This window comes from Methylomonas sp. MK1, from assembly GCF_000365425.1.
Taxonomy (GTDB): Bacteria; Pseudomonadota; Gammaproteobacteria; order Methylococcales; family Methylomonadaceae; genus Methylomonas.
On sequence record NZ_AQOV01000002.1, the window covers coordinates 76290 to 100961 of the forward strand.

22 protein-coding genes are annotated in these 24672 nt (G+C 52.3%); 10 read left to right on the top strand and 12 right to left on the bottom strand.

Annotated elements, in window-relative coordinates; all coding sequences use genetic code 11:
* Positions 1–33: 33 nt before the first annotated feature.
* The gene (locus tag G006_RS0117115) at positions 34–636 is read right to left on the bottom strand and encodes an arylesterase (protein WP_020484448.1); all 603 of its coding nucleotides are present in this window, start codon (positions 634–636) and stop codon (positions 34–36) included.
* On the opposite strand from G006_RS0117115, the gene G006_RS0117120 reads away from it, so the two are divergent.
* From G006_RS0117120 to G006_RS0117140, 5 genes are all read left to right on the top strand, one after another.
* Positions 635–1327 carry an ABC transporter ATP-binding protein gene (locus G006_RS0117120; RefSeq protein WP_020484449.1) on the top strand — a complete coding sequence of 231 codons (693 nt, stop codon included), beginning with the start codon at positions 635–637 and terminating at the stop codon, positions 1325–1327. The genes G006_RS0117115 and G006_RS0117120 overlap by 2 nt on opposite strands.
* Complete coding sequence (locus tag G006_RS0117125; RefSeq protein WP_020484450.1) at positions 1324–3804, top strand: ABC transporter permease; 2481 nt, start codon at positions 1324–1326, stop codon at positions 3802–3804. Before G006_RS0117120 ends, G006_RS0117125 begins: the two co-directional genes overlap by 4 nt.
* A gap of 127 nt (positions 3805–3931) precedes the next feature.
* The gene (gene ubiD, locus G006_RS0117130; RefSeq protein WP_020484451.1) at positions 3932–5395 is read left to right on the top strand and encodes a 4-hydroxy-3-polyprenylbenzoate decarboxylase; all 1464 of its coding nucleotides are present in this window, start codon (positions 3932–3934) and stop codon (positions 5393–5395) included.
* 40 nt (positions 5396–5435) lie between these two features.
* On the top strand, positions 5436–6572 hold the full coding sequence (locus G006_RS0117135) for a PP2C family protein-serine/threonine phosphatase (protein ID WP_020484452.1): 1137 nt from the start codon (positions 5436–5438) through the stop codon (positions 6570–6572).
* A gap of 207 nt (positions 6573–6779) precedes the next feature.
* Positions 6780–7865: an HD domain-containing phosphohydrolase gene (locus tag G006_RS0117140; RefSeq protein WP_020484453.1), complete on the top strand. Its 1086-nt coding sequence runs from the start codon at positions 6780–6782 to the stop codon at positions 7863–7865.
* Positions 7866–7955: 90 nt separating this feature from the next.
* Here G006_RS0117140 and G006_RS0117145 read toward each other — a convergent pair whose 3' ends face one another.
* The 6 genes from G006_RS0117145 to rlmKL form a co-directional block, all read right to left on the bottom strand.
* Positions 7956–9191 carry a heme biosynthesis HemY N-terminal domain-containing protein gene (locus tag G006_RS0117145; protein WP_020484454.1) on the bottom strand — a complete coding sequence of 412 codons (1236 nt, stop codon included), beginning with the start codon at positions 9189–9191 and terminating at the stop codon, positions 7956–7958.
* A 12-nt stretch (positions 9192–9203) separates the two neighbouring features.
* Entirely contained in the window at positions 9204–10370 is a 1167-nt protein-coding gene (locus G006_RS0117150; RefSeq protein ID WP_020484455.1) for a uroporphyrinogen-III C-methyltransferase, read from the bottom strand.
* The gene (locus G006_RS0117155; protein WP_020484456.1) at positions 10354–11136 is read right to left on the bottom strand and encodes a uroporphyrinogen-III synthase; all 783 of its coding nucleotides are present in this window, start codon (positions 11134–11136) and stop codon (positions 10354–10356) included. The genes G006_RS0117150 and G006_RS0117155 overlap by 17 nt, the downstream gene beginning before the upstream one ends.
* Positions 11133–12059: a hydroxymethylbilane synthase gene (gene hemC, locus G006_RS0117160; protein WP_020484457.1), complete on the bottom strand. Its 927-nt coding sequence runs from the start codon at positions 12057–12059 to the stop codon at positions 11133–11135. Before hemC ends, G006_RS0117155 begins: the two co-directional genes overlap by 4 nt.
* A 202-nt stretch (positions 12060–12261) precedes the next feature.
* Complete coding sequence (locus tag G006_RS0117165) at positions 12262–12534, bottom strand: acylphosphatase (RefSeq protein WP_020484458.1); 273 nt, start codon at positions 12532–12534, stop codon at positions 12262–12264.
* Positions 12531–14726, bottom strand: a complete 2196-nt coding sequence (rlmKL, locus tag G006_RS0117170) for a bifunctional 23S rRNA (guanine(2069)-N(7))-methyltransferase RlmK/23S rRNA (guanine(2445)-N(2))-methyltransferase RlmL (RefSeq protein ID WP_020484459.1) — start codon at positions 14724–14726, stop codon at positions 12531–12533. Before rlmKL ends, G006_RS0117165 begins: the two co-directional genes overlap by 4 nt.
* A gap of 424 nt (positions 14727–15150) precedes the next feature.
* On the opposite strand from rlmKL, the gene G006_RS0117180 reads away from it, so the two are divergent.
* Positions 15151–15726, top strand: coding sequence for a hypothetical protein (locus tag G006_RS0117180; protein ID WP_020484461.1), 576 nt, complete (start codon positions 15151–15153; stop codon positions 15724–15726).
* Positions 15727–16690: 964 nt separating this feature from the next.
* On the opposite strand, the gene G006_RS0117195 is transcribed toward G006_RS0117180, so the two are convergent.
* The 3 genes from G006_RS0117195 to G006_RS0117205 form a co-directional block, all read right to left on the bottom strand.
* Entirely contained in the window at positions 16691–17053 is a 363-nt protein-coding gene (locus G006_RS0117195) for a hypothetical protein (RefSeq protein ID WP_020484464.1), read from the bottom strand.
* A 507-nt stretch (positions 17054–17560) separates the two neighbouring features.
* Positions 17561–18046, bottom strand: a complete 486-nt coding sequence (locus G006_RS0117200; RefSeq protein WP_020484465.1) for an FKBP-type peptidyl-prolyl cis-trans isomerase — start codon at positions 18044–18046, stop codon at positions 17561–17563.
* A gap of 36 nt (positions 18047–18082) precedes the next feature.
* Positions 18083–18673: a transglycosylase SLT domain-containing protein gene (locus tag G006_RS0117205; protein ID WP_026147129.1), complete on the bottom strand. Its 591-nt coding sequence runs from the start codon at positions 18671–18673 to the stop codon at positions 18083–18085.
* 66 nt (positions 18674–18739) lie between these two features.
* Between G006_RS0117205 and G006_RS0117210 the strand changes: the two genes are divergently transcribed.
* Positions 18740–19372, top strand: coding sequence for a PilZ domain-containing protein (locus G006_RS0117210; protein ID WP_020484467.1), 633 nt, complete (start codon positions 18740–18742; stop codon positions 19370–19372).
* Positions 19373–19408: 36 nt separating this feature from the next.
* Here G006_RS0117210 and G006_RS0117215 read toward each other — a convergent pair whose 3' ends face one another.
* Both G006_RS0117215 and cyoE read right to left on the bottom strand, forming a co-directional pair.
* Positions 19409–20407, bottom strand: coding sequence for a glycosyl transferase family protein (locus G006_RS0117215; RefSeq protein ID WP_020484468.1), 999 nt, complete (start codon positions 20405–20407; stop codon positions 19409–19411).
* Positions 20404–21294: a heme o synthase gene (gene cyoE, locus G006_RS0117220; protein ID WP_020484469.1), complete on the bottom strand. Its 891-nt coding sequence runs from the start codon at positions 21292–21294 to the stop codon at positions 20404–20406. Before cyoE ends, G006_RS0117215 begins: the two co-directional genes overlap by 4 nt.
* A gap of 107 nt (positions 21295–21401) precedes the next feature.
* On the opposite strand from cyoE, the gene G006_RS0117225 reads away from it, so the two are divergent.
* The 3 genes from G006_RS0117225 to rsmD are packed head-to-tail and all read left to right on the top strand — an operon-like array spanning position 21402 to position 24647.
* A complete protein-coding gene (locus G006_RS0117225; protein ID WP_020484470.1) occupies positions 21402–22772 on the top strand; it encodes a M16 family metallopeptidase in 1371 nt (456 codons plus the stop codon).
* A complete protein-coding gene (locus G006_RS0117230) occupies positions 22762–24060 on the top strand; it encodes a M16 family metallopeptidase (RefSeq protein ID WP_020484471.1) in 1299 nt (432 codons plus the stop codon). Before G006_RS0117225 ends, G006_RS0117230 begins: the two co-directional genes overlap by 11 nt.
* 2 nt (positions 24061–24062) lie before the next feature.
* Positions 24063–24647, top strand: coding sequence for a 16S rRNA (guanine(966)-N(2))-methyltransferase RsmD (gene rsmD / locus G006_RS0117235; protein WP_020484472.1), 585 nt, complete (start codon positions 24063–24065; stop codon positions 24645–24647).
* Positions 24648–24672 lie beyond the last annotated feature (25 nt).

Sequence of the window (24672 nt, forward strand, 5' to 3'; positions counted from 1 at the left end):
AAGGGTCTAGCTAGAACAACTCTCCTTTGTTACTTACTTTAGCAACGCTTGCAAATAGCCCCAAACTTTCTCGGCAATCACCGGTTGCGCCAACTCATTCGGATGCAGGCCGTCAGCCTGCATCATCTCCGGGTTTAATGCCACCTCTTCGAGGATAAACGGCACATAAGGAATCTTCAATTCCGCGGATAGCTGCGGAAAAACCTCGTAAAACATCTCGACATAACGCTTGCCGTAATTGGGCGGGATTTTCATCCCCAGCAGCATGACTTTGGCGCCGACGTTTTGCGAGCGCCGGGTGATTTCGGTCAGATTATTTTTCATTTCCGCCGGCGATAAACCGCGCAAACCGTCGTTGGCCCCAAGTTCCACCAACACAATATCCGGTTTATGTCTGGATAAAATTTGCTCAAGTCGCGCCAGGCCGCCGGCCGAAGTATCGCCGCTGATGCTTTCGTTACTGATAACATAACCGCTATGCAGGTCGGTCAGCTTGTTTTGCAACAAAGCCACCCAACCCAGCTGAACTTCGATGCCGTAACCGGCACTAATACTGTCACCCACTACCACTATCGATTTCGCCATGGCGCTAATCGGTAGTAAACCCAGAATTACGGCAAGGACCACGCTATACATGTTAAATACTCATATTGATAAGACCAGTTCCCCGATTATCGTTACCGAACAACTCGGCAAATCGGTGCCAACTTCCGAGGGCATTTTACACATCTTGTCGGCGGTGAATTTAATCATCAGTCGGGGCGAGAGCCTGGCCATCGTCGGCGAGTCAGGTTCCGGCAAATCCACCTTGCTCAGTTTACTGGCCGGCCTGGATACGCCCAGTACCGGTCGAGTGGTCGTCAGTGGCCGCGATCTGACCAAGTTGGACGAAGACGGCCGCGCCTTGTTACGCAACGAACTGGTCGGTTTCGTGTTTCAGTCGTTTCAACTGCTGTCAGGTTTGACGGCGCTGGAAAACGTGATGCTGCCGCTGGAGCTCAGTGGCCACCCTCAAGCAGCTTCGGCGGCCCGGGCTCTGCTGGACAGAGTAGGCTTGTCGCAGCGCTTGACTCATACACCCAAGCAGTTGTCCGGCGGCGAACAACAACGGGTGGCCTTGGCGCGGGCCTTTGTCACCCGTCCGGCCATTCTGTTTGCCGACGAACCGACCGGCAATCTGGACAGCAAAACCGGTGCTCACATCATCGATCTGCTATTCGAGCTTAATCAAGAACAGCATACCACTCTGATTTTGGTGACTCACGACATGTCTTTGGCCGCTCGTTGTCAGCGGACTATCCGCCTGGATGCCGGGAGCATGGTATGAAACGCGTCAACCTGGCGCTGAAACTGTTGTGGCGCGACAGCCGTTCCGGAGAGTTGACCTTGTTATTGCTGGCTTTGCTGATTGCCGTCAGCAGTTCCACCGCCATTTCACTATTCGCCGACCGCTTGCATCGGACCATGACAGTACAAGCCGCTGAGTTTTTAGCCGGCGATTTGGTGGTAGCCGCGCCGGCACTTATCAACGAAATTTGGCTAGCCAAGGCTGGCGAATTGGGCTTATCCCGTTCGCAGACCAGCGAGTTTGCCAGCGTTTTGCTGGAAAACCAGGAAATGCTGTTGGCCTCGGTAAAATCCGTCAGCAGCGGCTACCCGCTGCGCGGGAAATTGAAAACCAGCGATGCCGAGTCGCAGGATGAAACCGTCGTCAGCCAGGGCCCGGAACCCGGCTCGGCTTGGGTGGACAAACGCATTCTGCCTGCTTTGCATTTAAAAATTGGCGACACGCTGACCGTAGGTGAAAAAGCGCTGACCATTGGCCGGGTGTTGAGTTACGAGCCGGACAAACGCGGCGACTTTTACAGCTTTTCGCCACGGGTGATGATTAATCAAACCGACTTGGCCGCCACCGGCGTGATTCAACCCGGCAGTCATGTGCGTTACGCCTTCCAGTTCAGCGGCGACGAGCAGGCCTTGGCTACCTTTAAGACTTGGTTGAAACCCCAACTAAACAGTTCGCAAAAAATCCTGGATATACACGAGGACCGCCCGGAATTGGGATCGGCATTGCAGCGCGCCGAGCGTTACCTGGGCCTGTCCAGTATCGTGGTGATTTTAATTGCCGGCGTGGCGATTGCGATGGCCACCCGCCGTTATACCGAGCGGCATTTCAACGCCACTGCCTTGCTGCGCTGCCTGGGGTGTAAACAAGCGGAGATCGTCTGGCTGTACGGTTTGCAGTTTTTGGTGCTGGGCCTGCTGACCAGTGGCGTCGGCTGTGGCCTTGGCTGGTTGGCGCAGTTCGGTTTATTCGAACTGTTAAAATCTTTGTTGCCGCAAGAATTGGCCAGCCCCAGTTGGTTGGCAGTGTTTTTTGGCTTGATTACTGGTTTGGCAATATTGCTAGGTTTTGCCTTACCGCCGTTGCTGCGCTTGCAAAAAGTCTCGCCCTTGCGGGTCTTGCGGCGCGAGTTGGAACCGTTACCTACTAGCGGTTGGTTGATTTACGGTTTGGCGCTGGCGATTGTCGGCAGCTTGATTTGGCGCTATACCGAAGACCCGAAAATGACTTCGCTCATATTGGGTGTCGGGACGTTGGCATTATTCGGCTTAGGGGCGGCGATATACAGTTTTTTATTGCTGGCGCGCAAGTTGTTGCCGAAGATGGGCTTAAATTGGCGTTTTGGTTTGCAGGGATTGCTGAGGAACAGCCAGGCCAGCATAAGTCAAATATTGGCTTTCAGCATCACGCTGACTGCAATGGCCTTGAGTTTCACTGTGCGCAGCGATTTGATCGACAACTGGCAACAGCAATTGCCGGAACAGGCGCCCAATCATTTTGCCTTGAATATCCTGCCGGAACGCCAGCAGGCGTTTCAAAACGAATTAGAGCAAGCCCAAATCGCCAGCAGCCGGTTTTATCCGGTGGTGCGCGGGCGCTTGGTAACGATCAATAACGAAGCGGTGCAAGGCAGGGTCAGCAAAGATACGCAGGGCGAAGGCGCTACCCAACGCGAGTTGAGTCTGACCTGGGCGGTACAATTACCGGACGATAACAAAGCCACCGATGGCGGTGTTTGGCAAGCCGATCAGCCGGGACTGGTATCGGTGGAGCAAAAACTGGCGGAAAGCCTAAAGATCAAGGTCGGCGATGAATTGACCTTTACCGTGGGGAGTGCGCAATTCAGCGCGAAGGTATCCCAACTTCGAAGTGTGCAGTGGGACACGATGCGGCCTAACTTTTACATGATCTTTTCGCCCGGCACACTGGACAATTTTCCGACCATGTACATGACCAGTTTCTATTTGGCCGACAATCAAAAAATTCTGCTGAATACGTTGCTGAAAAAATATCCGGCTATCACGATATTGGAAGTCGACCAGATCCTGAAACAGTTCAAGATGATCCTGACGCAGCTGACCAAAGCCATCAACCTGTTGCTGTATTTTGCCTTGGCGGCCGGTTTTACCGTGTTGTTCGCTGCCGTTTACGCCACACTCGATCAACGGATTTATGAAGGTGCGTTGATGCGTACCTTGGGTGCGCGGCGCGGCTTTTTACGTGCCACGCATGTGATTGAGTTTGGCTTGCTCGGTACCTTGGCTGGCGTTTTGGCGGCATTGGCAAGCGAGGCGATTTTATATGCGCTGTATATCCGCGTGATGCATATCGACTACCGTCCGGGCTACTATTTGTGGGGCGCACTGCCAGCCATAGGGGCGATAACGGTGGGGCTGGCAGGTTACTGGGGTGTTCGCCAGGTGGTCAATCAGCCGCCGTTGCAGGTTTTGCGGCGTTAATCACCGGGGCCTTGGTTTGGTTTTACTTCCGCTCTCGGCTTCCTCGCCAGGCTTATGTCGGCGTATGATTGCCGCTTTAATTTTGCACCTCCATGGCACGAAGTTCGGCCCCTTTTAAGGATAATGCATGAAATATAGAGATTTACGAGACTTTATCGCACAACTGGAAAAACAAGGCGAACTGAAGCGCATCAAACAGGAAGTCGATCCGGTGTTGGAAATGACGGTGATATGCGACCGGGTATTGAAACAGGGCGGGCCGGCTTTGCTGTTCGAGAATCCGAAAGGCTCCAACATTGCCGTGCTTGGCAACTTGTTCGGGACCCCAAAACGGGTGGCAATGGGTATGGGCGCCAAAGACGTTTCCGAATTGCGCGGTATCGGCGAGTTACTGGCCTATCTGAAAGAGCCGGAGCCGCCGAAAGGCATGAAAGACGCGCTGGAAAAGTTCCCCGTGTTCAAACAAGTGCTGAATATGGCCCCGAAAATAGTCAGTTCCGCGCCCTGTCAGGAAGTGATTCGGGTTGGTGATGAAGTCGATTTAAGCGTTTATCCGATTCAAACCTGTTGGCCGGAAGATGCCGCGCCGTTGATTACCTGGCCGCTGGTGATTACCAAAGGGCCGAATAAAGACCGGCAGAATCTGGGGATTTACCGCCAGCAAGTCATAGCCAAAAATAAAGTCATCATGCGTTGGCTGGCACATCGCGGCGGCGCCTTGGATTTTAAGGAATGGCAACAGGCACATCCGGGCAAGCCGTTTCCGGTGGCGGTGGCGCTGGGAGCGGACCCGGCGACGATATTGGCGTCGGTCACGCCGGTGCCGGATTCTTTGTCCGAGTATGCCTTCGCCGGTTTGCTGCGAGGCAGTAAAACTGAAGTTGTGAAATGTCTATCCAACGATTTGCAGGTGCCGGCCAGCGCGGAAATTGTCCTGGAGGGCTTTATCTATCCCGGCGAAACCGCCCCGGAAGGCCCGTATGGCGATCACACCGGTTACTACAACGAGGTCGACGAATTTCCGGTATTCACCATCGAACGTATTACGCAACGGCAGGTGCCGATTTATCACAGCACCTACACCGGCCGTCCGCCCGATGAACCGGCTATTTTGGGTGTGGCGTTAAACGAAGTCTTCGTGCCTATCCTGCAAAAGCAGTTTCCGGAAATTGTGGATTTTTACCTGCCGCCGGAAGGTTGTTCCTATCGGATGGCGGTGATCAGTATGAAGAAGCAATATGCCGGCCACGCCAAACGGGTGATGTTGGGCACCTGGTCGTATTTGCGCCAGTTTATGTACACCAAATTTGTCATCGTAGTGGATGACGATGTTGATGTGCGCAATTGGCAGGACGTGATTTGGGCGATTACCACTCGGATGGACCCGGCTCGGGATTTGACGATTTTGGAAAATACGCCTATAGATTATCTGGACTTTGCTTCGCCGGTGTCTGGCTTGGGGTCCAAGGTCGGTTTCGATGCTACCAACAAATGGCTAGGCGAAACCAACCGGGAGTGGGGACGTCCGATTGTAATGAGTGAGGACGTGATCAAAAAAGTGGATACGATGTGGGATACCTTATTTAACTAGGGTAGACTGCCGGTTGGCTTGTAGAACGGTACAAATCCTAATGAAAATATTGGTTGTCGACGATATCTACGAAAACAGGTTATTGCTCGATAAATTACTGAGCAGGATGCAGCATGAAGTCATTTCGGTCGAAAATGGGGAGCAGGCGGTTCAAGCTCTGACCAGCGTTAATCCCGACCTGATTCTGATGGATATTATGATGCCGGTGATGGACGGGCTGGAGGCTATCAAAGCGATTAGAGGGCTGACCCAGGACAAGTGGGTGCCGATTTTTGTGCTCAGCGCGTTAGCCGATGACCAAAACGTCCTGGATGGGCTGCAAGCCGGTGCTGACGATTATCTGCAAAAACCGTTCAGTCGGGCCATTCTTGCAGCTAAGTTGGGCTCGGTACAACGCGTGATCGATATGCAAAATCTGATTATTGCCGATACCCAGTTACTTAAAGCCTATCGCGACGAAAATGAAGCGGAACAGCAGTTTTTACAGAGCATTTTTGAGAGGTTAATTAAACAGAGCGATCTGAAAGACGATCATTTGCAGTTTTGGTTATTGCCGGCCAAGCGTTTTAGCGGCGATTTGATTTGCGCCAGACGCGTCAGCGACCAACAAATTTACTTTATGCTCGCCGATTCGACCGGCCATGGTTTGGCGGCGGCGCTGCCGACGGTCATTGTCAATCAAGCGTTTCAGGCGATGACCAAAAAAGGACTGGCCGTCTCTATTATCGTTCGCGAGATTAATCGCCTGCTTTACAGTCAGATGCCGCCGGGCCGTTTCGTGGCATTGGCATTGGGCATGATAGACAGCGAAAAAAAGTCGGTGGAGTTGTGGAATGGCGGCTTACCCGATGTTTTTGCGCTGGATGGCGAAGGCAATCCGGCTCACGCTTTTCGTTCCACGCACCCCTCTGCCGGCATTCTCGACAACCGGCAATTCGACGATACATGCGAAATCTGGCATTGGCGGGAGGCTTGCGAGTTATTTATGTACTCTGACGGCTTGACCGATGCCCAGGATCCTGACGGCGGTTTATTCGGCCAGGAGCGCGTACTGCAAATTCTCAGGACTGCACCGCCCGGTGCTGAAGTGACGGCGATACAACAGGCCTTGGAAGCGCATATGCTGAACCGGGAAGCACAAGACGATATTTCCTGTATGGCAATTCGCTGTCGTTGAATACTTCGACGTTGGGCCAAGTAATTTTTGTTTCTGGAATCTTTTTGGCTGTTAGATTGAATGCTTGCGTCAGCTTGTAAAAAGCAGACTCAGCTAATTTGTCTATACTCAGAATTTCGCGAATAACCCACTCAGCAGGGACGGCTCGGTACGCGCCGGACTGCTAGGTTTTCGCTCCCAACTTGATGATCCTTTGAAAACAGCAACGTGGACTTAAAACAGCATATTCTGCAAGCCGCCATTCTTATCGTCGACGACGAACCCGCTAACGTCAAATTGTTGGAAAAAATTTTGCAGCGCCAGGGTTATCGGAATATTCAATCGACCTGCGATTCTCGCGAAGTGACTTCTCTGTGCGATACCACTCGTTTCGATGCCTTTTTATTGGACATCCGCATGCCGTATTTAAGCGGCTTCGAGGTCATGGAGCAGCTGCAACAGCGCTTTAGGGACGACTATTTACCCGTGTTGGTGCTCAGTGCGCAACCGGACATGGAGACCCGCTTGCGAGCGTTAAGTTTGGGCGCCAAGGATTTTTTGACCAAGCCCTTCGATCAATTGGAAGCCGTCACCCGCATCCACAATCTGCTGGAAGTGCGCTTGATGCATAATCAGGTTCGCGATCAAAACCGTCTGCTCGAACAACAGGTTAAATCTAGAACCGACGAGTTGTATCGTACTCGCCAGGAAGTCATACGCAGACTGGGGCTGGCCGCCGAATATCGGGATAACGAAACCGGCAACCATATTATTCGCATGAGTAAATATGCGCAGTTGTTGGCTTTGGCTTATGGTTTAACTGAGCAGGATGCGGAAATTATTCTGAATGCGGCACCGATGCACGATATAGGCAAGATCGGTATTCCAGACCGGATTCTGTTAAAAACCGGCAAGCTGGACCCCGAAGAATGGCGGATCATGCAGACCCATGTGCAAATGGGCGCAAATATTTTATCCGGCTCACCGACCGAATTGATGCGCGCTGCGCGCACGATTGCTCAACATCACCATGAAAAGTGGGACGGTACCGGCTATCCGAATGGCTTGAGAGAAGAAGATATATCTATTGCCGGCAGGATTTGCGCGCTCGCCGATGTGTTCGACGCACTGACGTCGCAACGTCCGTATAAGCCGGCCTGGACTGTGGAGGATACTTTGACCTATATCGCGTCCGAGTCCGGCAAACATTTCGACCCTAAATTAGCGCCGCTGTTAAAAAGGAATTTGCCGGAAATTTTGATTATCAAAAGCGAATACGCCGATGCCGAGGTTATTCGGGATTTGGACTATTAACTCGGCCTTGCTTATCGCTGGTATTCCTTCAGGATGAGCTCGTCTAAGCCCTGGCTGGTGTGCCCTTGACAGACTCGTTGCGAACGGTATTTAAACTGCGCGAATGGATTCTACACCGCTGATTAGCTCGGCTGATGCCAACTCCATGCCGCGTTTGAAGTAATCGCAGGCTTGATCCTTGTCGCCTTTGCTAAACAATAATTCGCCCAGTAATTGGTAGGTCGCCACCGACGCTTCAGTATTCAGGCTTTTCAACAAATATTGTTCGGCTTTCTCCATTTGCTCGGCTTTCAGAGCCAGCTTACCCAGCACTCTTAACAACACTGCATTGCTGGGGTAAACCGCCAGCCATTGTTCAATCGATTGCAATTGCTTGGCTTTATCTTCGGCTTCAATGTTCGAAACCAACACCAGCAAGGTGTCGTCCCAATGCCGGCCCAATTGCTTGAGCATCGCCGATTCGACGCTACTGCCGGCGCCGGCGGCAATCATCGCCGCAAAATAGATATTGGCGATACCGGGCAGCGCTTTGATGTGATCGGGGATGCCTTCCCAGCAGGTTTGGATCGCTTGGCGGTCACCCTGGGCGATGGTCTGTTTCAGCAAGCGGCTAAAGGTTTCCGTTTCCAGCAATTTAACTTCGGTTTCCATCAACACTTTATGCTGTTGTAGCGAGGGCAATATCTTGCTCAAGCCTTCCCAGTCGCCCAAATGTTGATACGCCTGATGCATCATTTTCAAAACCCGGGCATGGCCGGGATTGATCGAGTGCAATTTGCCCAGTGTTTCCAAGGCTTGCTCGAATTGTTTTTCAGAGAGATGCAATTCGGCTTGGGTCAAGCCAACGGTCATATTGGTGTCCGAGGATTGTTCGCTGGCTTTTTGCAAATATTCGTCGCGCTTGTCCAGTGCGCCGCGCGATTGCGCCGCTCTGGCGGCAGTCAAATAATGCAGTAATGGTGCACCGCTATGTGCGGCATGCTTGATCAGCACTTTCTCCGCGCGCTCCCAATTACCGTCTGCTGCGTCGAATAAGCCGGCCACCAGGGCTTCCTGTGAACGATTGAAACGAATATTGCGGCGGCGCTTGGCAAATTGGTTGGGCATGCGAATCAACACACCCATCAAGCGGAAAAAATTGTAGAGAACGAAAAAGCCGATCACTTGCGCTACCGCAAACACGGTCAAAGAGGTTTCCAACGACCAGTGGCCGAAACCGATCAACACATAACCGGGATCGTTTTGTTTGACCAGCCAGCTATGCAGCAAAAACGCCACCAGAATGGCGCAAAGCAAGGAGCCGAGAAAATACATGAGATTTTTCATAATGCCACTCGCTTATTGCTGACCGGCAGTGGGATTTGCCGGTGCGGCTGTTTCCGCTGGCGGATTATTCAGCACGGCTTTATCGGATTCGATACGCAATTTACTGATGTCTTTCAACAGTTTCAACGAACCGCTAACATCCGGATATTGGCTGCGGATTTGCACACTGGCAAGTTTGTCGAGTTCGGCGAGGAATTTATCGGTTTGTTGGTTTTCCGCAAAATTTTTCTTCAGCCACTGTTTAGCGTCGGCGATGCTGCTGGAAAACAAGGTGTCGTTTTGTTGTACCAGGGCAATTTCGATCATTTCCAGCCTGACCTTCAACTGCTGCTTGATAAAGTGTGCTTCCTCCGGAGTGAGGATAGCGTTGACCGGTTGCTCGGTGTGACGCAGCACCACGTAGCCTTCCAGTTGTTTGGCTACAGTGCTTAAAATTTCATGACCATGTTCGGACAGGTCGCTGTTGGGTTCAGGCTTTTCCGGTTGCTTGCCGGCATGCGGCAGAAACACCGATAAGCTTTCTACGGCATCCTGTAAATGTTGAATGCCGCTGTAGATGCCGACGATATCCGGCACGGTGGCGCCGTTTAACAAGGCAATTTCCTTGGCAATTTGCTCGCGGACTTTAAATACCGCCGCGTCGCCACTTTCTCTAAGCCTTTGATCGGCAGCTTCCAACGCTTCGCGGGTGGTGGTGACGTCGCCGACTAGATGCAAACGCTGATTGGCAACGGTCAACAGATATTCGGCATCGGCCAGCAGCCAGTCGCCGCGGGTTTTACCTAGTTGCCGTTGCAAGGCTACTATTGATGCTTCCAATTCTTTGCGGGCGGTGTTGAGCCGCTCTTCATGTAGTTTGGAGAAGTCGGCCAATGTTTCATTGAAATGGTTGTCTTTGCCGGTCATTTCGGCATTAACGTTGGCGATTTGGGTTTGCACGCCGTTCAGTTGGTCACGCAGGCCGTTGAGTTCCTTATCTAGCTCAATCAGTTTTAGATTGTCCTGATTGTTTTCAGTGTCTTGACTGAAGCGCAGCTGCTGGAAAAAGAAAAAACCCGCACCAGCCAAAGCAATCACCAAGACGATAGAGGTAATGCCTATCCATAATCCGGCGTGAGACTTTTTAACCACCACTACCGGAGCTGGATTTTCTTGTTGTTCTTCAATTACTTCGGCCACTGTTTTCCCCGTTCAATAACGTCGTCAAGGTCTTTAAAATCGCTGCATCCGTGGGCTGTGCGCTCACGGCAATCTGGTTAAATCCGAAATCTTCGGCCGCTTGGCCTATCCGCTCGCTCATGACGATTAAAAGTATCGATTTCAACAATACTATCGACTCGTCATCCAGCATCGCCAACAAGTTTTGTAAAGCTTCGACACTGGTGATCGTTACTGCGTCCAGCCGCCCTTGGGATATGTCTGTCCGCAAATCCGTGCTGTTCGCCATTGGCTGGCGGCGGCTATACACTTCCAGATAACTCGCTTCCGCGCCGCGGCTACGCAAGCTTTCCGCCAGTTTTTCCCGGCCACCGACACCGCGCACAATCACGCAACGCATGCCAGCTACCGTTTGTAATTCAGGTTCGGCGAGCAAGCCCTCACTGTTAAATTCGCTGGCCGGCACGCAATCCACCGGCCATTCCGCTTGCTGCAATGCGCAGGCGGTTGCGGCACCGACAGCCGCGACTTTGAATTTACGCAAGGCCGGCATTTTGCCACCGAACGCCTTGATAGCAAAATCCACAGCATTGGTGCTGGTAAAAATCAGCCAATCGCTGGCGGCGGCTTGGCTTAACAAATCCGGGTCGGGCTGGGTTGCGACGATTTCCAGTGTCGGAAAGCGTATCGGCACACCGCCGTGTTGTTCTATCAAATGGCACAGATTTTCAGCCTGCGCCGCGGGTCGCGTCACCAAGATCCGCGCGCCGTTTAAAGCCTGATTCACTGGTATAGCTCGCGCAATATCCGGTCCGCGCCTTGCGCTAATAAATCCTCGGCCACAGCCTTGCCCAACACTTCAAAGTCGGTGAGGCTGCTTTCCGCTTCGGCCCGATATAATAAGGAACCGTCCGGGCTGCCAACTAGGCCACGCATGAACAAACGCTGGCCTTTGATTTCCGCAAAACCGGCAATCGGCACCTGGCAACCGCCGTTGAGTCGGGCATTCATCGCCCGCTCGGCGCCGACTCGGATGCTGGTGTCTTCGTCGTGCAATACCTTTAAATACTCATGAATCTCGGCGTCGTCGATCCGGCACTCGATGCCGATAGCACCTTGGCCCATCGCCGGCAAGCTTTCCGTCGGTTCCAGTTGGGCAGTGATACGCTCGCCCATCCCCAATCGTTTCAATCCGGCGGAAGCCAAAATAATCGCATCGTATTCGCCGGCATCCAGTTTCGCCAAGCGGGTGTTGACATTGCCGCGCAGGCTGAGAATTTCCGCGTGCGGGAATTTTTCCTTGATTTGGCACTGGCGACGCAGGCTGGACGTGCCGATGCGCGCGTTAGCCGGCAGTTCGGCCAGATTGCGATATTGATTGGAAACAAAGGCGTCGGTTGGGTCTTCTCGGTCCAGGATCACCGCCAGATGCAGGCCTTCCGGAAATTCCACCGGCACGTCTTTCATGGAATGCACCGCGATATCGGCCGTGCCTTCCAGCATGCCTTGTTCCAGTTCTTTGACAAACAAACCCTTGCCGCCGACTTTCGCCAATGGCGCGTCGAGGATTTTGTCGCCGCGGGTGACCATTTTTACCAGCTCGGTTTGTAATCCCGGAAACGCCTGCTCAAGCCGCGCCGCGACATGCTCGGCCTGCCACAAGGCCAGCGGGCTTTGCCGGGTAGCGATACGAATAATTCTGTCTGCCAAAACTGCTCCTGCCGATTGCTGGCGGGCGTCTAAGCTGCGCCCTTTGTTGGGAATAAATGTTCGCTATTGTAATCCGATTTGGGGGGGAAGGTGCTTAGAAGTTGTTTGCATAGATAAGTAGCAGGTAACCGGTTGCCAGGTTAAAGATTGAGACGTAGCTATTAAGTTGAGCGAATCAAAATGTCGCCTGACATTAGAGCACCTACCTAACCTCAAACACCTCAAAATGCTCGCCTGCATCATAAGTGTTAGCAATTACCTCTGAAACCTTAGCCAATATCGGCCCTTTATGGCACCAAGCCACTAGTTTTTGTAGTTCCTCCGCATGGCCGCTGGCGACGATTTCGACACTGCCGTCGGCCAGGTTTCTGACAAAACCTTTTATATTCAACTTCACGGCCTGTTTTTGGGTGTAGGCACGAAAATACACGCCTTGAACTCGGCCCTTGACGATGATATGCAAACACTCGCTCATCGAGTAATCCTCCAGCAATAATGAATTTTTTGATCGCGGGCGAAATCCTCCGGAATCGTTTTCGCGCTGATGTCTGTTATCTGCAAATCCGCCAAGGCTTGCCTGTCCAGTTTGAAGCGGCGGAAATTAGTCGAAAAATACAGCACGCCGCCCGGCGCAAGCAGGGCAACGGCACTGCGCAGCAAATGCAGATGATCGTTCTGAATATCAAAGGCTTCGTCCATTTTCTTGGAATTGGAAAAGGTCGGCGGATCGAGAAAGATCAGATCAAATTGCAGTTTGTCTTTGGCGCCGGCCTGTTCCGCCAGCCATTCCACACAATTGGCGCGCAGCAGCTTGTGATCGCCTTGAATGCCGTTCAAATCAAAATTGCGCTTGGCCCAGTCCAGATAGGTATTGGACATATCCACGGTGACACTGGATGCCGCTCCGCCGACTGCCGCATGCACGCTGGCGCTGCCGGTATAGGCAAACAGGTTTAGGAAACGTTTGCCCTTGGCTTGCTGCTGGATCAACTGGCGGATCGGCCGGTGATCCAGAAACAGGCCGGTATCCAGATAATCTTCAAAATTCACCCAAAACTTGCAGCCGCCTTCTTCGACGACATGGAAGCGGCCGGATTCGCCTTGCTTCTCGTATTGATCGGTACTTTTCTGCTTGCGGCGGATTTTTAAAAACACCTGCTCCTTGGGTATCTCCAATACTTTGGGGATTTCCATCATCGCCCCGGCTAAACGCTGATTAGCCTTGGCCGGATCGATGGTTTTCGGCGATTCGTATTCCTGGACGTTGACCCAGGTCTGTTCGCCTTGGTAGACATCCACCGCCACCGCGTATTCCGGTAAATCCGCGTCGTACAGTCGATAGCAATTGACCTGATTTTGCTTGGCCCATTTGCCGATTTTTTTTAGATTCTTGCGTAAGCGATTGGCGAACATCTCCGCCTGATTGTCGGGTTGCTCAGTCTCGGTACGCCGGCTGATTTGCTCGATGCGTTCTTGCTGGGATTTGGCTTTGGGTTCGAAGAAGGTCTGTTCTTCGATATTAAAACGCAGCAATTTGCACTCCAGTGCGCCGTTGAACAAGGTAATCGGCTTTTGCGAACGTACGCCCAACCTAAAACCCAATTCCGGATTGCTGATGATCATCGCCACCTGCCAGCCCACAAAGCGCTGTTTCAGCACCTCTCCAAAGCGCCGATACAACTCGGAAGTTTCGGCCTCGTCGCCCAGCCGTTCGCCGTAAGGCGGGTTGCAGGCGATCAGGCCCTTGGGCCAGCTTTCCGCCGCCGTCGCATCGCCGATGTCGCGCCGTTCGATATGAATCTTGCCTGCTAAGCCGGCGTTTTCCAAGTGTTGCAAGGCTGCGACCACGGTGCGGCGGTCCTGATCGAAACCGACAATCACAGGCATTTTAGTCAAGCCAATATCGCGGCGATGCATGGCTTCGTCCAGCAGGCTTTGCCAAAGCGCGCCATCGTGTTTTTTCCAGCCCAGAAAGCCGAAATAATCGCGCTGCAAGCCCGGCGCATAATCGGCGGCGATCATCGCGCCTTCTAACAACATGGTGCCGGAGCCGCACATCGGATCGAGCAGCGAACCGCCTTGCTCGGCGATTTTCGGCCAGCCGGCGCGCAGTAAAATGGCTGCCGCCAGGTTTTCCTTGATAGGCGCGGCAATGTTGACGTCACGATAACCGCGTCTGTGCAAACTCTCGCCGGATAAGTCCAGACTGAGTTGCGCGGTTTCGTTGTGTAGATAAACATTGACGCGAATACTGGGCCGGTCGGTGTCGATATTGGGCCGTTTATTAAACTTGGCGCGCATCTGATCGACGATGGCGTCCTTGACTTTCAAGGCGCCGAAATGAGTGTTGTTGATGGCCGGATTGTTTTTGCTGCTGAATGATACCGCCAGACTGTCGTCGGGCTTGATATGCTCGAACCAGTTGATTTTTTTGACGCCATCGTACAAATCTTGCTGCGATTTGACCTCGAAACTGCTCAAGGGCAGAAACACCCGGTTAGCCGTACGCGACCACAAACAAACCCGGTAAGCCAGCGCCAGGTCGCCATCGAAGGAAACGCCGGCCATTTTTTCGCGGACGTTTTGGCCGCCTAGGGCTTTGATTTCGTTGGCAAGAATACCTTCCATCGCTTTCGGCGTGGTGGCGAACAATTGGTATTGGGTCATGGTCTACGGGCTGGGTACGGAATGGCTCGCTAGGATACTAAAATGTGCTGCTACTGCGGCGGATATTTTTATAGCAAAATTGCAAACAACGGCTCCGTTCTCCATCGTTCGCCCGTTCTACTGAAGGCTATGCCGGTAACGACTTGAGTGGGGTAATAACAAAATCAGTCTTGCGCCAATCGGGAGCGCTATGCACCACTCCGGTTCGTGGGTAGTTCTGAGTATCGACCACCTTGGCGCCTGCGTTTTGCGCAAGCAAGGCAGATAGCTAAACCAATCATTCGTTGTCGAAGCGTTTTACAATCGATTCGGCAAGCGCGCGCGTTGAAATGCTAAAGATTTGAGGCGGATAGCAAAACGCGTAGTGGCCGATTTATTGCTTGATAAGCATTAATGTTCTACAACTCTGAAGACGGCCCTGGCTATGCATCCGCAAAAATACTCCGAAACCTACTACGACCCGCACCAACGCATCCGCGCCTGCAAAATCACTCCCGGCGAATATTGTGTTACCGATTCCGGCGAGCTTATTGTTACCGTGCTGGGGTCCTGCGTGATTGCCTGTATTCGCGATTGGCGGCGGGGCATAGGCGGGATGTATCAATTCATGGTGGTGAACGTCAACGAAGACCAGCCGCTCAACCAACGCATGGAGAACATGGCTAGTGCCGGTATGGATAATTTCATCAACCATCTGGTCGACATGGGAGCAGAAGAGAGCGAGCTGGAAGCCAAGGTATTCGGCGGCGGCAACATACTTAACGGCATGCAGCGCAACAATGTCGGCGCTCGTAGTGCTCAGTTTTTACGCAGTTACCTGGCCGGCCGGAACATTCCGGTCCTCGCTGACGACATGCTCGGTATCTATCCCCGCAAGGTGTATTTCTTTCCGGAAACCGGGGAAGTGTTGGTGAAAAAACTCAAGGATATAAAAAACGAAACTATCTTGCAGCGGGAGCAGGAATATTCCCATAGGCTGTTTGCTAGGGTGTTGGCGTAGGGTTTTGTTGTTGTGTCGCTGGCGCGACGGCTATTTTAATGTCGGTTCTCGCACCGACAGGCGAGATACTTTTCTTTGCTTGTCCAAAGAAAAGTATCCAAAAGAAAAGACACCCGGACGCCGCTTATTTCCTGCGCTCCGAAGCTTTCGACGGGGGTTGCCGAAAGGGGCTTCCTGCCCCTTCGGAAACGCGCCGCATCCCTGCGGCGCCCCTACGGGCTATTCCCGCCAAAAGCTCCGGTGCTCGGCGCGGCATACGGGAGAAACCCACTGGCAAGCTCGAATGTTTTGACAATACTTTTGGATTTGGTGGAGTGGCTCCGAATAGCCAAGCGTATTTTCGGAGGAAGGAAGAATATTCCAAGCATTCTTTGGCAAGGCATATGCCAGATAGATTTTATTCAGCACGCGTCCGATTACGCTACGCTAATCGGACCTACTGTGCTCACAGTAGAGCGACCGAAGGGAGCGAATCCTGTGAAGCTGATTGTTAGGCCATTCTAGAATTAGCGAAGTCACATGCAATTCCTGACCATATTTCAATTATCTGTTTAATTTTCTCATCTATGCCTATCTCTATTGGAATTACTGAAATGAAATCCCTTATTGAGAGTGACAAATACAGTGATGAGTACTGGATTACGATATTCATTAGCCTCAAGCTATCTTCCTCCCCCGCCCGAAAACCCATAAGCTGTTGTATCGAGAAAGGGTGTGAATGGACGTAGCTCGATAAAAACATAAATACATTTTTGTAATAATCTTTATCAATTTTAGCTAGCTCGGATATTTCCGAATTGGTTAACAATATTGCTTCCTTAGCATTTCTAATATTCTTCTTGGCTTCTTCATTTAGTTTTTGATACTCATCATGATTAATTATCTGTTCTTTCAGTTTATCAATATGCTCTTCAATTCTTGGAATTTCGGGATTCTGAGAGCCGATAAGTTCTAGCTTTTTTCTTCATCGCTTTTCAGCGTGATAATCCCAAACAAGCCACCGAAACTCATTACCTTTTTTGCCTGGGTCATCTATTGCCACGTAGTATAGAGTGTAATATGTGTCTACCAGCGATCTAGCTAGAACGGCTATTGAAGAAATATCCCAAAGCTCTTGCTCTGGAGCGACTTCCCCCGCGGGCGCTTTTGGTAAGAGCACGAATATAGCCCTTGCATGAGATACAAGTTTTGCAAAAAGTCTCGATCCAATTTCTAGATCTTGGGTTTCTACTTGTATGCCGCTGGTTGCCATAGATATTGAGAATCCCGCATGAATTAGCTCTTTGAATTCCCAATATGACTCTTTGTATTTCTCTTCCATAATCATGACTTCAGTGGCCTAACAAGTGATTAGATAGTTTCTGTATATCTCCCAGAATTGGTATATATACATGTTATGTCAATTCAGGGGGAAGTCTAGCTGGAAAAAGGATTCAGATTTTGTTCAAGCGAAAAACAATGTTCGAGCATGCTTAAGGACGAAGCTCGACGCACGTTGGTTTGATCTTGGATTATGGGGTGGGTTTACCCCGTATGCCGCGCCGAGCACCGGAGCTTTTGGCGGGAATAGCCCGCAGGGGCGCCGCAGGGATGCGGCGCGTTGACGAAGGGGCAGGAAGCCCCTTTCGTCAACCCCCGTCGAAAGCTTTGGAGCGCAGGGAATAAGCGGCGTTCGGGCCGCCTTTTCTTTGGACACTTTCTTTTGGCGGAGCAAAAGAAAGTATCTCGGCTGTCGGTCCGAGAACCGACATTAAATCAAACCGTCGCGCCAGCGACACCTCAAATAAAGTCTTAAATCAGCAAGCAAACCATTAGCTAAAAAGACAAAACAAACTCAGTTGACCTTAATCAACTCAACATCAAAAATCAGCGCCGCATTAGGCCCAATATCCCGCCCGGCACCACGCTCACCATAAGCTAGGTTAGAAGGAATAAAGAAGCGGTATTTCGCGCCTTCTTTCATCAATTGCACGCCTTCGGTCCAGCCCGCGATAACACGGTTCAATGGGAAAGTGGCTGGCTCGCCGCGGCCGTAGGAGCTGTCGAATTCCTTGCCGTCGATGGTGGTGCCTTTGTAATGGACAGTGACGTTGTCGGTGGCTTTGGGTTGCGCGCCGGTGCCTTCGGTGAAGACCAGATATTGCAGACCGCTGGCGGTGGTTACCACGCCGGCGGTTTTGGCGTTTTCGGCCAGAAATTTTTCCCCGGCGGCTTTATTTTCAGCGGGGGTTGGGGCATTGGCGTTGGCCAGTGAGAACATAGCAAATCCTGTAATAAATGCGATTAAAATGGCGATAACACGTTGTTTCGTGGATTTCATGAAAACTCCCGTTAGATGATTGGGGCGGCTAGTTTATCAGTTTTTTTGTTCCAGCTCCTGTCGGCAGCTTGCCTGCTGGGCGTCGTAACGCAAGGCGCGCTGATGGACTTTTTGCGCGGTGTTCATTAACCATTGCTTGGATAAAAAGCTGTTGCGCTGATAGCCGCCTAAGCCTTCGTGATAGGTTAAATACAGATTGGTAGTATCGGAAGTGGGGATGCCTAGTTTGCGGTTGCTGGTCGCGCAATACCAGGCTACAAAATCGCAGCTGTCGGCAAAATCCTCTCTATCGGCCCAGCCGTTGCCGGCTTTTTGCTGATAGTCCGCCCAGGTTTCGTCCTTGGCTTGCGGATAGCCGTAAGCGCTGCTGGCACGAAACCAGGGGATAAACCCTAAAATCAACGGCCTTGGCGGTTGGGCGTCGGCGACGAAGCTGGATTCTTGGTTAATGATGGCCATTTGCACCGCGATGGGTACGCCCCAGCGCCGCGCAGAGCTTAAGGTTGCTTGATACCAGTCGTCTTTTTCCCGGAAAATTTGACAGATATTTTCCGGGTTTTTCGGCGGCATGGTTGTACACGCCGATAAAACGGCTAGACTAGCGAGAAAAATTATTCTGCTTTTCATATCCCAATAAATTAGATTGCTAAAAGGACTTACCTTTCGAAAGCCCTGCCAAACAGAAGGATTATTATGCCAACGACCGAAAAACGCGCCTATCGCAAAAATCTGGCTAGCCAAGGATTGCTGTATCTGGGCTTTGAAGAACACGAGATTTGGGTCGTGAATCTGTCGCTGTCCGGCTTGCTGGCCGTGCTAAAGGTCGAGCCGCAGGTCAACGGCATAAAAGACATTTTTAATGCTTTGCAAGTTTCGCCGATAGTCGATTTTTATCTGCCGAGCATGCGCTTGGCCGGCGAGGCGGAAATGGTGCGCGCCGAGGCTGCCGAAGACGGATTTGAAATTGCCATCGAGTTTCGCAACCTGTCTTACGATACCGATAATTTGTTATATAGTCGCCGCGCCTACCGCAAAAATATGACCGCGCCCGGCCATATCGTTTTCAACGATACCGACTATGCGTTCAACACCGAAAATGTCTCGGTGGACGGCTTGATGATACGCATGTTGGGCAGAGTTGAAGTGCCGGACGCTACGGTGGCCAGATTCGACTATAAGCATTTGAATCTGGAAGGCGAGGTGAAAGTGGTCTGGATCGATCACGACGATATTTCCACGTTGATGGGTCTGCAATACCTGCATATGCAGCGCGACTACATCAAGGGGATTCCTAACTTCAGCCACCCGCCGCTGGAAGCAGGCTAAACTATTTCACTTTCTAAACCGCGGTTGTCCTGAGATTTAAAAACGCTGCCGATTTCGCGCCGCCCAAAAGTCCGTCGCCAATTGCTGAGCTTGTTCTTGGTCCTGGGCTTTCCCGAGCAGCTTCAATGCCACCGCCGCAGTCGCTATCACGGTTGCCTCGCCAAATTCGTCGTTAAACTCGCCGCGCCAGAATTGCGCCAGTAACTGCGGGTCCATGTCTTCGGCTTTCATGTGCCGGCGTTCGAACAAGGCCGGCCAGGTTTCGTCGTTAATTTCGCCGTCATTGACGCTTTGCACCAGGCATTCCACATCCGGATTACGCTCGGTTTCGCCGCCTTCGCCTTTTAAAACCGCCATGTGTTTTTGATCCAGCAGCAACGCGGCTTTTTGATGCACTTGGCGGTAGCTGGGATGGAAGATGCCTTGAATGCTGGCTGTGGCGTCGAACGGATTCAACAACCTAACCAAAGTATGTACCGGCGAACGCAAACCCATAATCGGCCGCAGATTGATCATGTCGTACAGTTTCGGGCAAATATATTCCAGCGATAGATAGCTGAAATTGTCTTGCTGCAACTGCTGGCCGGCTTCGGTTATCGAGGTTGCGGCTTTAATTCCTAGGGCTTGCAGCGCATTCTCGGTATACAAACGGCCTTGGGTATGACCTCCGGCGCCGTGCATGAATACTCGGATGCCGTTCTCGGCCAGCAGCAGCGTGGACAATAAAAACCAGGGCAGATGGCGGCGTTTGCCGGCGTAAGACGACCAGTCCAGATCCACAGCTACTTTGGATTCGAAGGCAAAACTTTCCCGTGCGGCCTGCACGAAGCCGGCCAGTTCTTCGCAGGTTTCTTCCTTAACGCGCATCAGCATCAAAAACGCGCCGAGTTGAATCGGCTCGACTTGATCGTCGGCCAAAATCATTTGCATGGCCCGGTAGGCTTCGTCTTGGGTCAGCGGCCGGGCGCCTTTCTTGCCCTTGCCGAGTATCTTGATAAATTCCGCGAACGGGTGTTCCTGGGTAGACAAACTCATGAGAATGACAGTGGGAAATAATGATCGATCAGCAATGCCGCGAAAATCAGCATCAGATAAACAATGGAATAGCCGAAGGTGCGCATCGCGGTTTTATTGTCTTTCTTACGCATCATTTGAATCGCGTAATAGATAAAGCCCAAGCCCAGCAATACCGCAGCCAGTAGGTAAATCACACCGCTCATGCCGGTCAGATAAGGCAGCAGGGTGGAGATCAGCAACAGGATGGTGTACAGCAAAATTTGCAGACGGGTGAATTCCACGCCGTGAGTTACCGGCAGCATAGGAATGGCAACTTTGGCGTATTCTTCGCGCTTGGCAATTGCCAAGGCCCAGAAATGCGGCGGGGTCCAGACAAAAATTATTAGAAACAACAGCAGCGCGTGTGGATGCACTTCGCCGGTAATCGCGGCCCAACCCAAGACCGGCGGCGCCGCGCCGGCCGCGCCGCCGATGACGATATTCTGCGGGGTCATTTTTTTAAGGTATACCGTATAAATCAACGCGTAACCGATCAGCGACAAAAAGGTCAGGAAGGCGGTCAACACGTTGATCTTGATGGTCAGAATCGCCATCGCGACAAAGCCGATCAAGCTGGCGAACACCAATACCTGGTGCGAGTTCAAATGCCCGGTGGGTAGTGGTCTATTCTTGGTGCGGCCCATTTGCGCATCGGCTTTTTGATCGATGAAATGATTGATAGCCGCTGCCGAGGAGGCCGCTAGGGCGATGCCTATGCTGCCGTAGAAAAAGTTAGCCAGCGGCGGCATGCCGGGTACGGCCAGCAGCATGCCGACAACGGCGGTAAACACGATCAATGCCACGACTCTGGGCTTACAGAGTTCTAAGTAGTCTTTCCAGGATAGCGCGGAGGTTGTGTCGGTCATCAAGTACCAAATGGATTTGCAGGTCTTTAAACATATAGAATAACAGTGAACCATTGATTATTAAAATAATCACAAGCGCTCACCATCTTTTAGTCAACGAGGGATTTATGAACTATAGGCTCGCGGCGTTAGCGCTGCTTTGCCCTGCTGTCGCGGCGCATGCCGAGGCCGGCAAGGTACACGAACATGTTTTTAGCAACGGCTTGAAACTATTGGTAAAGGAGGATCATCGTTCGCCGGTGGTAGTATCGCAAGTCTGGTATAAGGTAGGCTCCAGTTACGAGCCCGGTGGCATCACCGGTATCTCGCACATGCTGGAACACATGATGTTTAAAGGCACCGCAAAATATCCGGCCGGCGAGTTTTCCCGGATCATCGCCGAAAACGGCGGCAACGAAAATGCCTTTACCGGCCAAGACTACACGGCTTATTTCCAAACTTTGGAAAAATCGCGTCTGGAAATCAGCTTTAAGCTGGAAAGCGACCGGATGCGCAATCTGGATTTGAAAGCCGAGGAACTGAAAAAAGAACTCGAAGTGGTCACCGAAGAACGACGGATGCGCACCGACGATCAGCCGCGCGCCAAAGTGCATGAGCAATTCATGGCGACGGCTTTCACCAACAGCCCCTACCAAAATCCGGTTATAGGTTGGCCGTCCGATATTGCCAATTACAAAGTGGAAGACCTGCAAGCTTGGTATCAACAGTGGTACGCACCCAATAACGCGACGCTGGTGGTGGTGGGCGACGTCGATGCGCTGCAAGTGGAAAAACTCGCCGAGCAATATTTCGCGCCGCTGCAACCTAGTGTGTTGAAACCGGTAAAACCGCAGGACGAAAGTGAGCAACGCGGCGTACGCCGGATTACCGTAAAAGCGCCAGCCAAACTGCCCTACCTGATGATGGGCTATAAAGTCCCGGTTTTAAAAACCGCCAAGCCGGAATGGGAAGCTTACGCGCTGGAAGTATTGGCGGGTGTGCTGGACGGCGGCGATAGCGCCCGCTTGTCTTCGCGTCTGGTAAGGGGCAAGCAAATCGCGGTATCGGCTGGTGCGGGTTATGATTTTACCTCGCGCTTACCCGAGATGTTCCTGCTGGAAGCCACCCCTGCCGAAGGCAAGACCGTCTTCGATCTGGAATACGCCTTGCTGGACGAAGTCTATCAATTGAAGAACGAACTGATAGCCAAGGACGAATTGCAACGCATCAAGGCACAAGTATTGGCTAGCGCGGTGTATCAAAAAGATTCCAACTTCTATCAGGCCATGCAGCTGGGTACTCTGGAAACGGTGGGTATCGGTTGGCAGAAAGCCGACGAGTATGTGGACAAGATCAATCAAGTCACCGCTGAACAGGTCAGGGACGTGGCGCGGAAATATTTGATTGAGGACACGCTCACCGTCGCTTATCTAGACCCGCAACCGATCACCCAAGCCGCCAAACCCGCAAAAGCCATAGGAGGCCATCATGCGTTTTAATTTAATCGGCTTGGCGCTATTGCTGTTGAGCCAGACCGTCTGGTCCGCCGCCAAAATCGAAAACTGGCAAACTCCGCAAGGCAGCCGGGTTTATTACGTGCGCACCGCTGGCTTGCCAATGGTGGATGTGCGGGTGGTATTCGATGCCGGCAGCGCCCGCGACGACGCGCAATTCGGTGTCGCCGCGCTGACCTCCGCCTTGCTGGACAGTGGTGCCGGCGAGTTGAGTGCCGATGACATTGCTCAGCGCTTCGAATCGGTAGGCGCCAATTATTCGGCCGGCGTCAGCGAAGACATGGCTTGGCTGGCGGTACGGACCCTAACCGAGAAAGCCTTGTTTGACAAAGCCCTGGCGACCTTCGAAACCGTGTTGAGCAAGCCTGCCTTTAACCAAGCCGACTTTGAACGCGAAAAAGCGCGTACCCTGGCTGGCTTGAAACATCGGGAAGAATCACCGGGCGAGTTGGCCGGTATTGCCTTCAACAAAGCACTCTACGGCGATCATCCTTACGCGCATCCCGAAACGGGGGTGGTGGAAACGGTGGCCGGTTTTAGTGCTGACGATCTGAAAAGCTTTTATCAAAAATACTACGTGGCAGCCAACGCTATGGTGGTCATCGTTGGCGACATCAGTCGCGAGCAAGCCGAACAAACCGCTAACCAATTGCTGAGCAAGCTGCCGGTCGGCAGTAAGCCTGCGGAAATTCCGGCGGTGGCGATGCCCGGCAAAGCCAGCAAGCAACACATCGAGTTTCCGTCCACACAAACCCATGTCCTGGTCGGTTTGCCAGGCACCTATCGCAAAGACCCTGACTACTTTGCCTTGTATGTGGGTAACCATATTTTGGGCGGCGGCAGCATGGTTTCCCGCTTGTTCGAAGAAGTGCGGGAGAAACGGGGTTTGGCCTACGGCGCTTACAGCGTGTTCGCGCCTATGTACCGGCAAGGACCGTTCATGATGAGTTTGCAAACCCGCAATGATCAGACCGAGCAAGCTTTGGACGTCTTGCTGAAGACTTTCAACGAGTTTCTGGATAAAGGCCCCAGCGATAAGGAGCTGACCGCCGCCAAGCAAAACATCACCGGCGGCTTTGCGATGCGTTTCGATACCAACAGCAAGCTGACCGACTACGTGGCAATGATCGGGTTTTATCAGCAACCGCTGGATTATCTGGATACCTTTCAGAGCAATGTCGAAGCCGTCAGCATCGAGCAAATTAAGGATGCTTTCAAACGCCGGGTAAAACCGGAATTGTTGCAAACTGTGACGGTCGGTGCCGGTAAGTAAGTATGTCGAATCAAGTCCGCATCATCGGTGGCGAATGGCGTAGCCGGCAAATCGTATTCGACGACGCGCCCGGCTTGCGGCCGACGCCGTCGCGGGTGCGGGAAACCTTGTTCAACTGGCTGCAATCCGACATCCTGAATAGCCGCTGCCTGGATCTTTACGCCGGCAGCGGCGCCTTGGGTGTGGAAGCTGCCTCGCGTGGTGCCAAGCAGGTCGTGCAAGTGGAAAACAACCCGGCCAGTTGCCAAAAGCTGCGCGAGAACATCGCCAAATTGGCGGCAATGCAGATTAAGGTGGTGCAGCAAGATGTCGGTCAGTTTTTAAACGGACCGGCGCAGCCTTTCGACTTGGTGTTCCTGGATCCGCCGTTCGGACAGGATTTGATCGGTCAGGCCTGCCTACTGTTGGATAGCAAGGGTTGGCTGGCCAATTACGCCAAAATCTATCTGGAATGCGAGCGTCATCGACCGCTGGACAATTTGCCAGCCGATTGGCGCTTGCTGAAAGCCAAGACGGCCGGCGAAGTCAGCTATAACCTGCTGCAAAAGCAATCGGATACTTTTGCCGCGGCGAATGGTTTAAAATAAGCCGCTTTTGCCTGTTTCTAAAGCC

Coding starts and splice junctions, on each gene's coding strand:
- G006_RS0117200 (WP_020484465.1), bottom strand. CDS start 18,046: ATGAAATCCACGAAACAACGTGTTATCGCCATTTTAATCGCATTTATT.
- G006_RS0117180 (WP_020484461.1), top strand. CDS start 15,151: ATGCATCCGCAAAAATACTCCGAAACCTACTACGACCCGCACCAACGC.
- G006_RS0117225 (WP_020484470.1), top strand. CDS start 21,402: ATGAACTATAGGCTCGCGGCGTTAGCGCTGCTTTGCCCTGCTGTCGCG.
- rlmKL (WP_020484459.1), bottom strand. CDS start 14,726: ATGACCCAATACCAATTGTTCGCCACCACGCCGAAAGCGATGGAAGGT.
- G006_RS0117115 (WP_020484448.1), bottom strand. CDS start 636: ATGTATAGCGTGGTCCTTGCCGTAATTCTGGGTTTACTACCGATTAGC.
- G006_RS0117125 (WP_020484450.1), top strand. CDS start 1,324: ATGAAACGCGTCAACCTGGCGCTGAAACTGTTGTGGCGCGACAGCCGT.
- G006_RS0117120 (WP_020484449.1), top strand. CDS start 635: ATGTTAAATACTCATATTGATAAGACCAGTTCCCCGATTATCGTTACC.
- G006_RS0117230 (WP_020484471.1), top strand. CDS start 22,762: ATGCGTTTTAATTTAATCGGCTTGGCGCTATTGCTGTTGAGCCAGACC.
- G006_RS0117210 (WP_020484467.1), top strand. CDS start 18,740: ATGCCAACGACCGAAAAACGCGCCTATCGCAAAAATCTGGCTAGCCAA.
- ubiD (WP_020484451.1), top strand. CDS start 3,932: ATGAAATATAGAGATTTACGAGACTTTATCGCACAACTGGAAAAACAA.
- G006_RS0117135 (WP_020484452.1), top strand. CDS start 5,436: ATGAAAATATTGGTTGTCGACGATATCTACGAAAACAGGTTATTGCTC.
- cyoE (WP_020484469.1), bottom strand. CDS start 21,294: ATGACCGACACAACCTCCGCGCTATCCTGGAAAGACTACTTAGAACTC.
- rsmD (WP_020484472.1), top strand. CDS start 24,063: ATGTCGAATCAAGTCCGCATCATCGGTGGCGAATGGCGTAGCCGGCAA.
- G006_RS0117215 (WP_020484468.1), bottom strand. CDS start 20,407: ATGAGTTTGTCTACCCAGGAACACCCGTTCGCGGAATTTATCAAGATA.
- G006_RS0117195 (WP_020484464.1), bottom strand. CDS start 17,053: ATGATTATGGAAGAGAAATACAAAGAGTCATATTGGGAATTCAAAGAG.
- G006_RS0117145 (WP_020484454.1), bottom strand. CDS start 9,191: ATGAAAAATCTCATGTATTTTCTCGGCTCCTTGCTTTGCGCCATTCTG.
- G006_RS0117165 (WP_020484458.1), bottom strand. CDS start 12,534: ATGAGCGAGTGTTTGCATATCATCGTCAAGGGCCGAGTTCAAGGCGTG.
- G006_RS0117205 (WP_026147129.1), bottom strand. CDS start 18,673: ATGAAAAGCAGAATAATTTTTCTCGCTAGTCTAGCCGTTTTATCGGCG.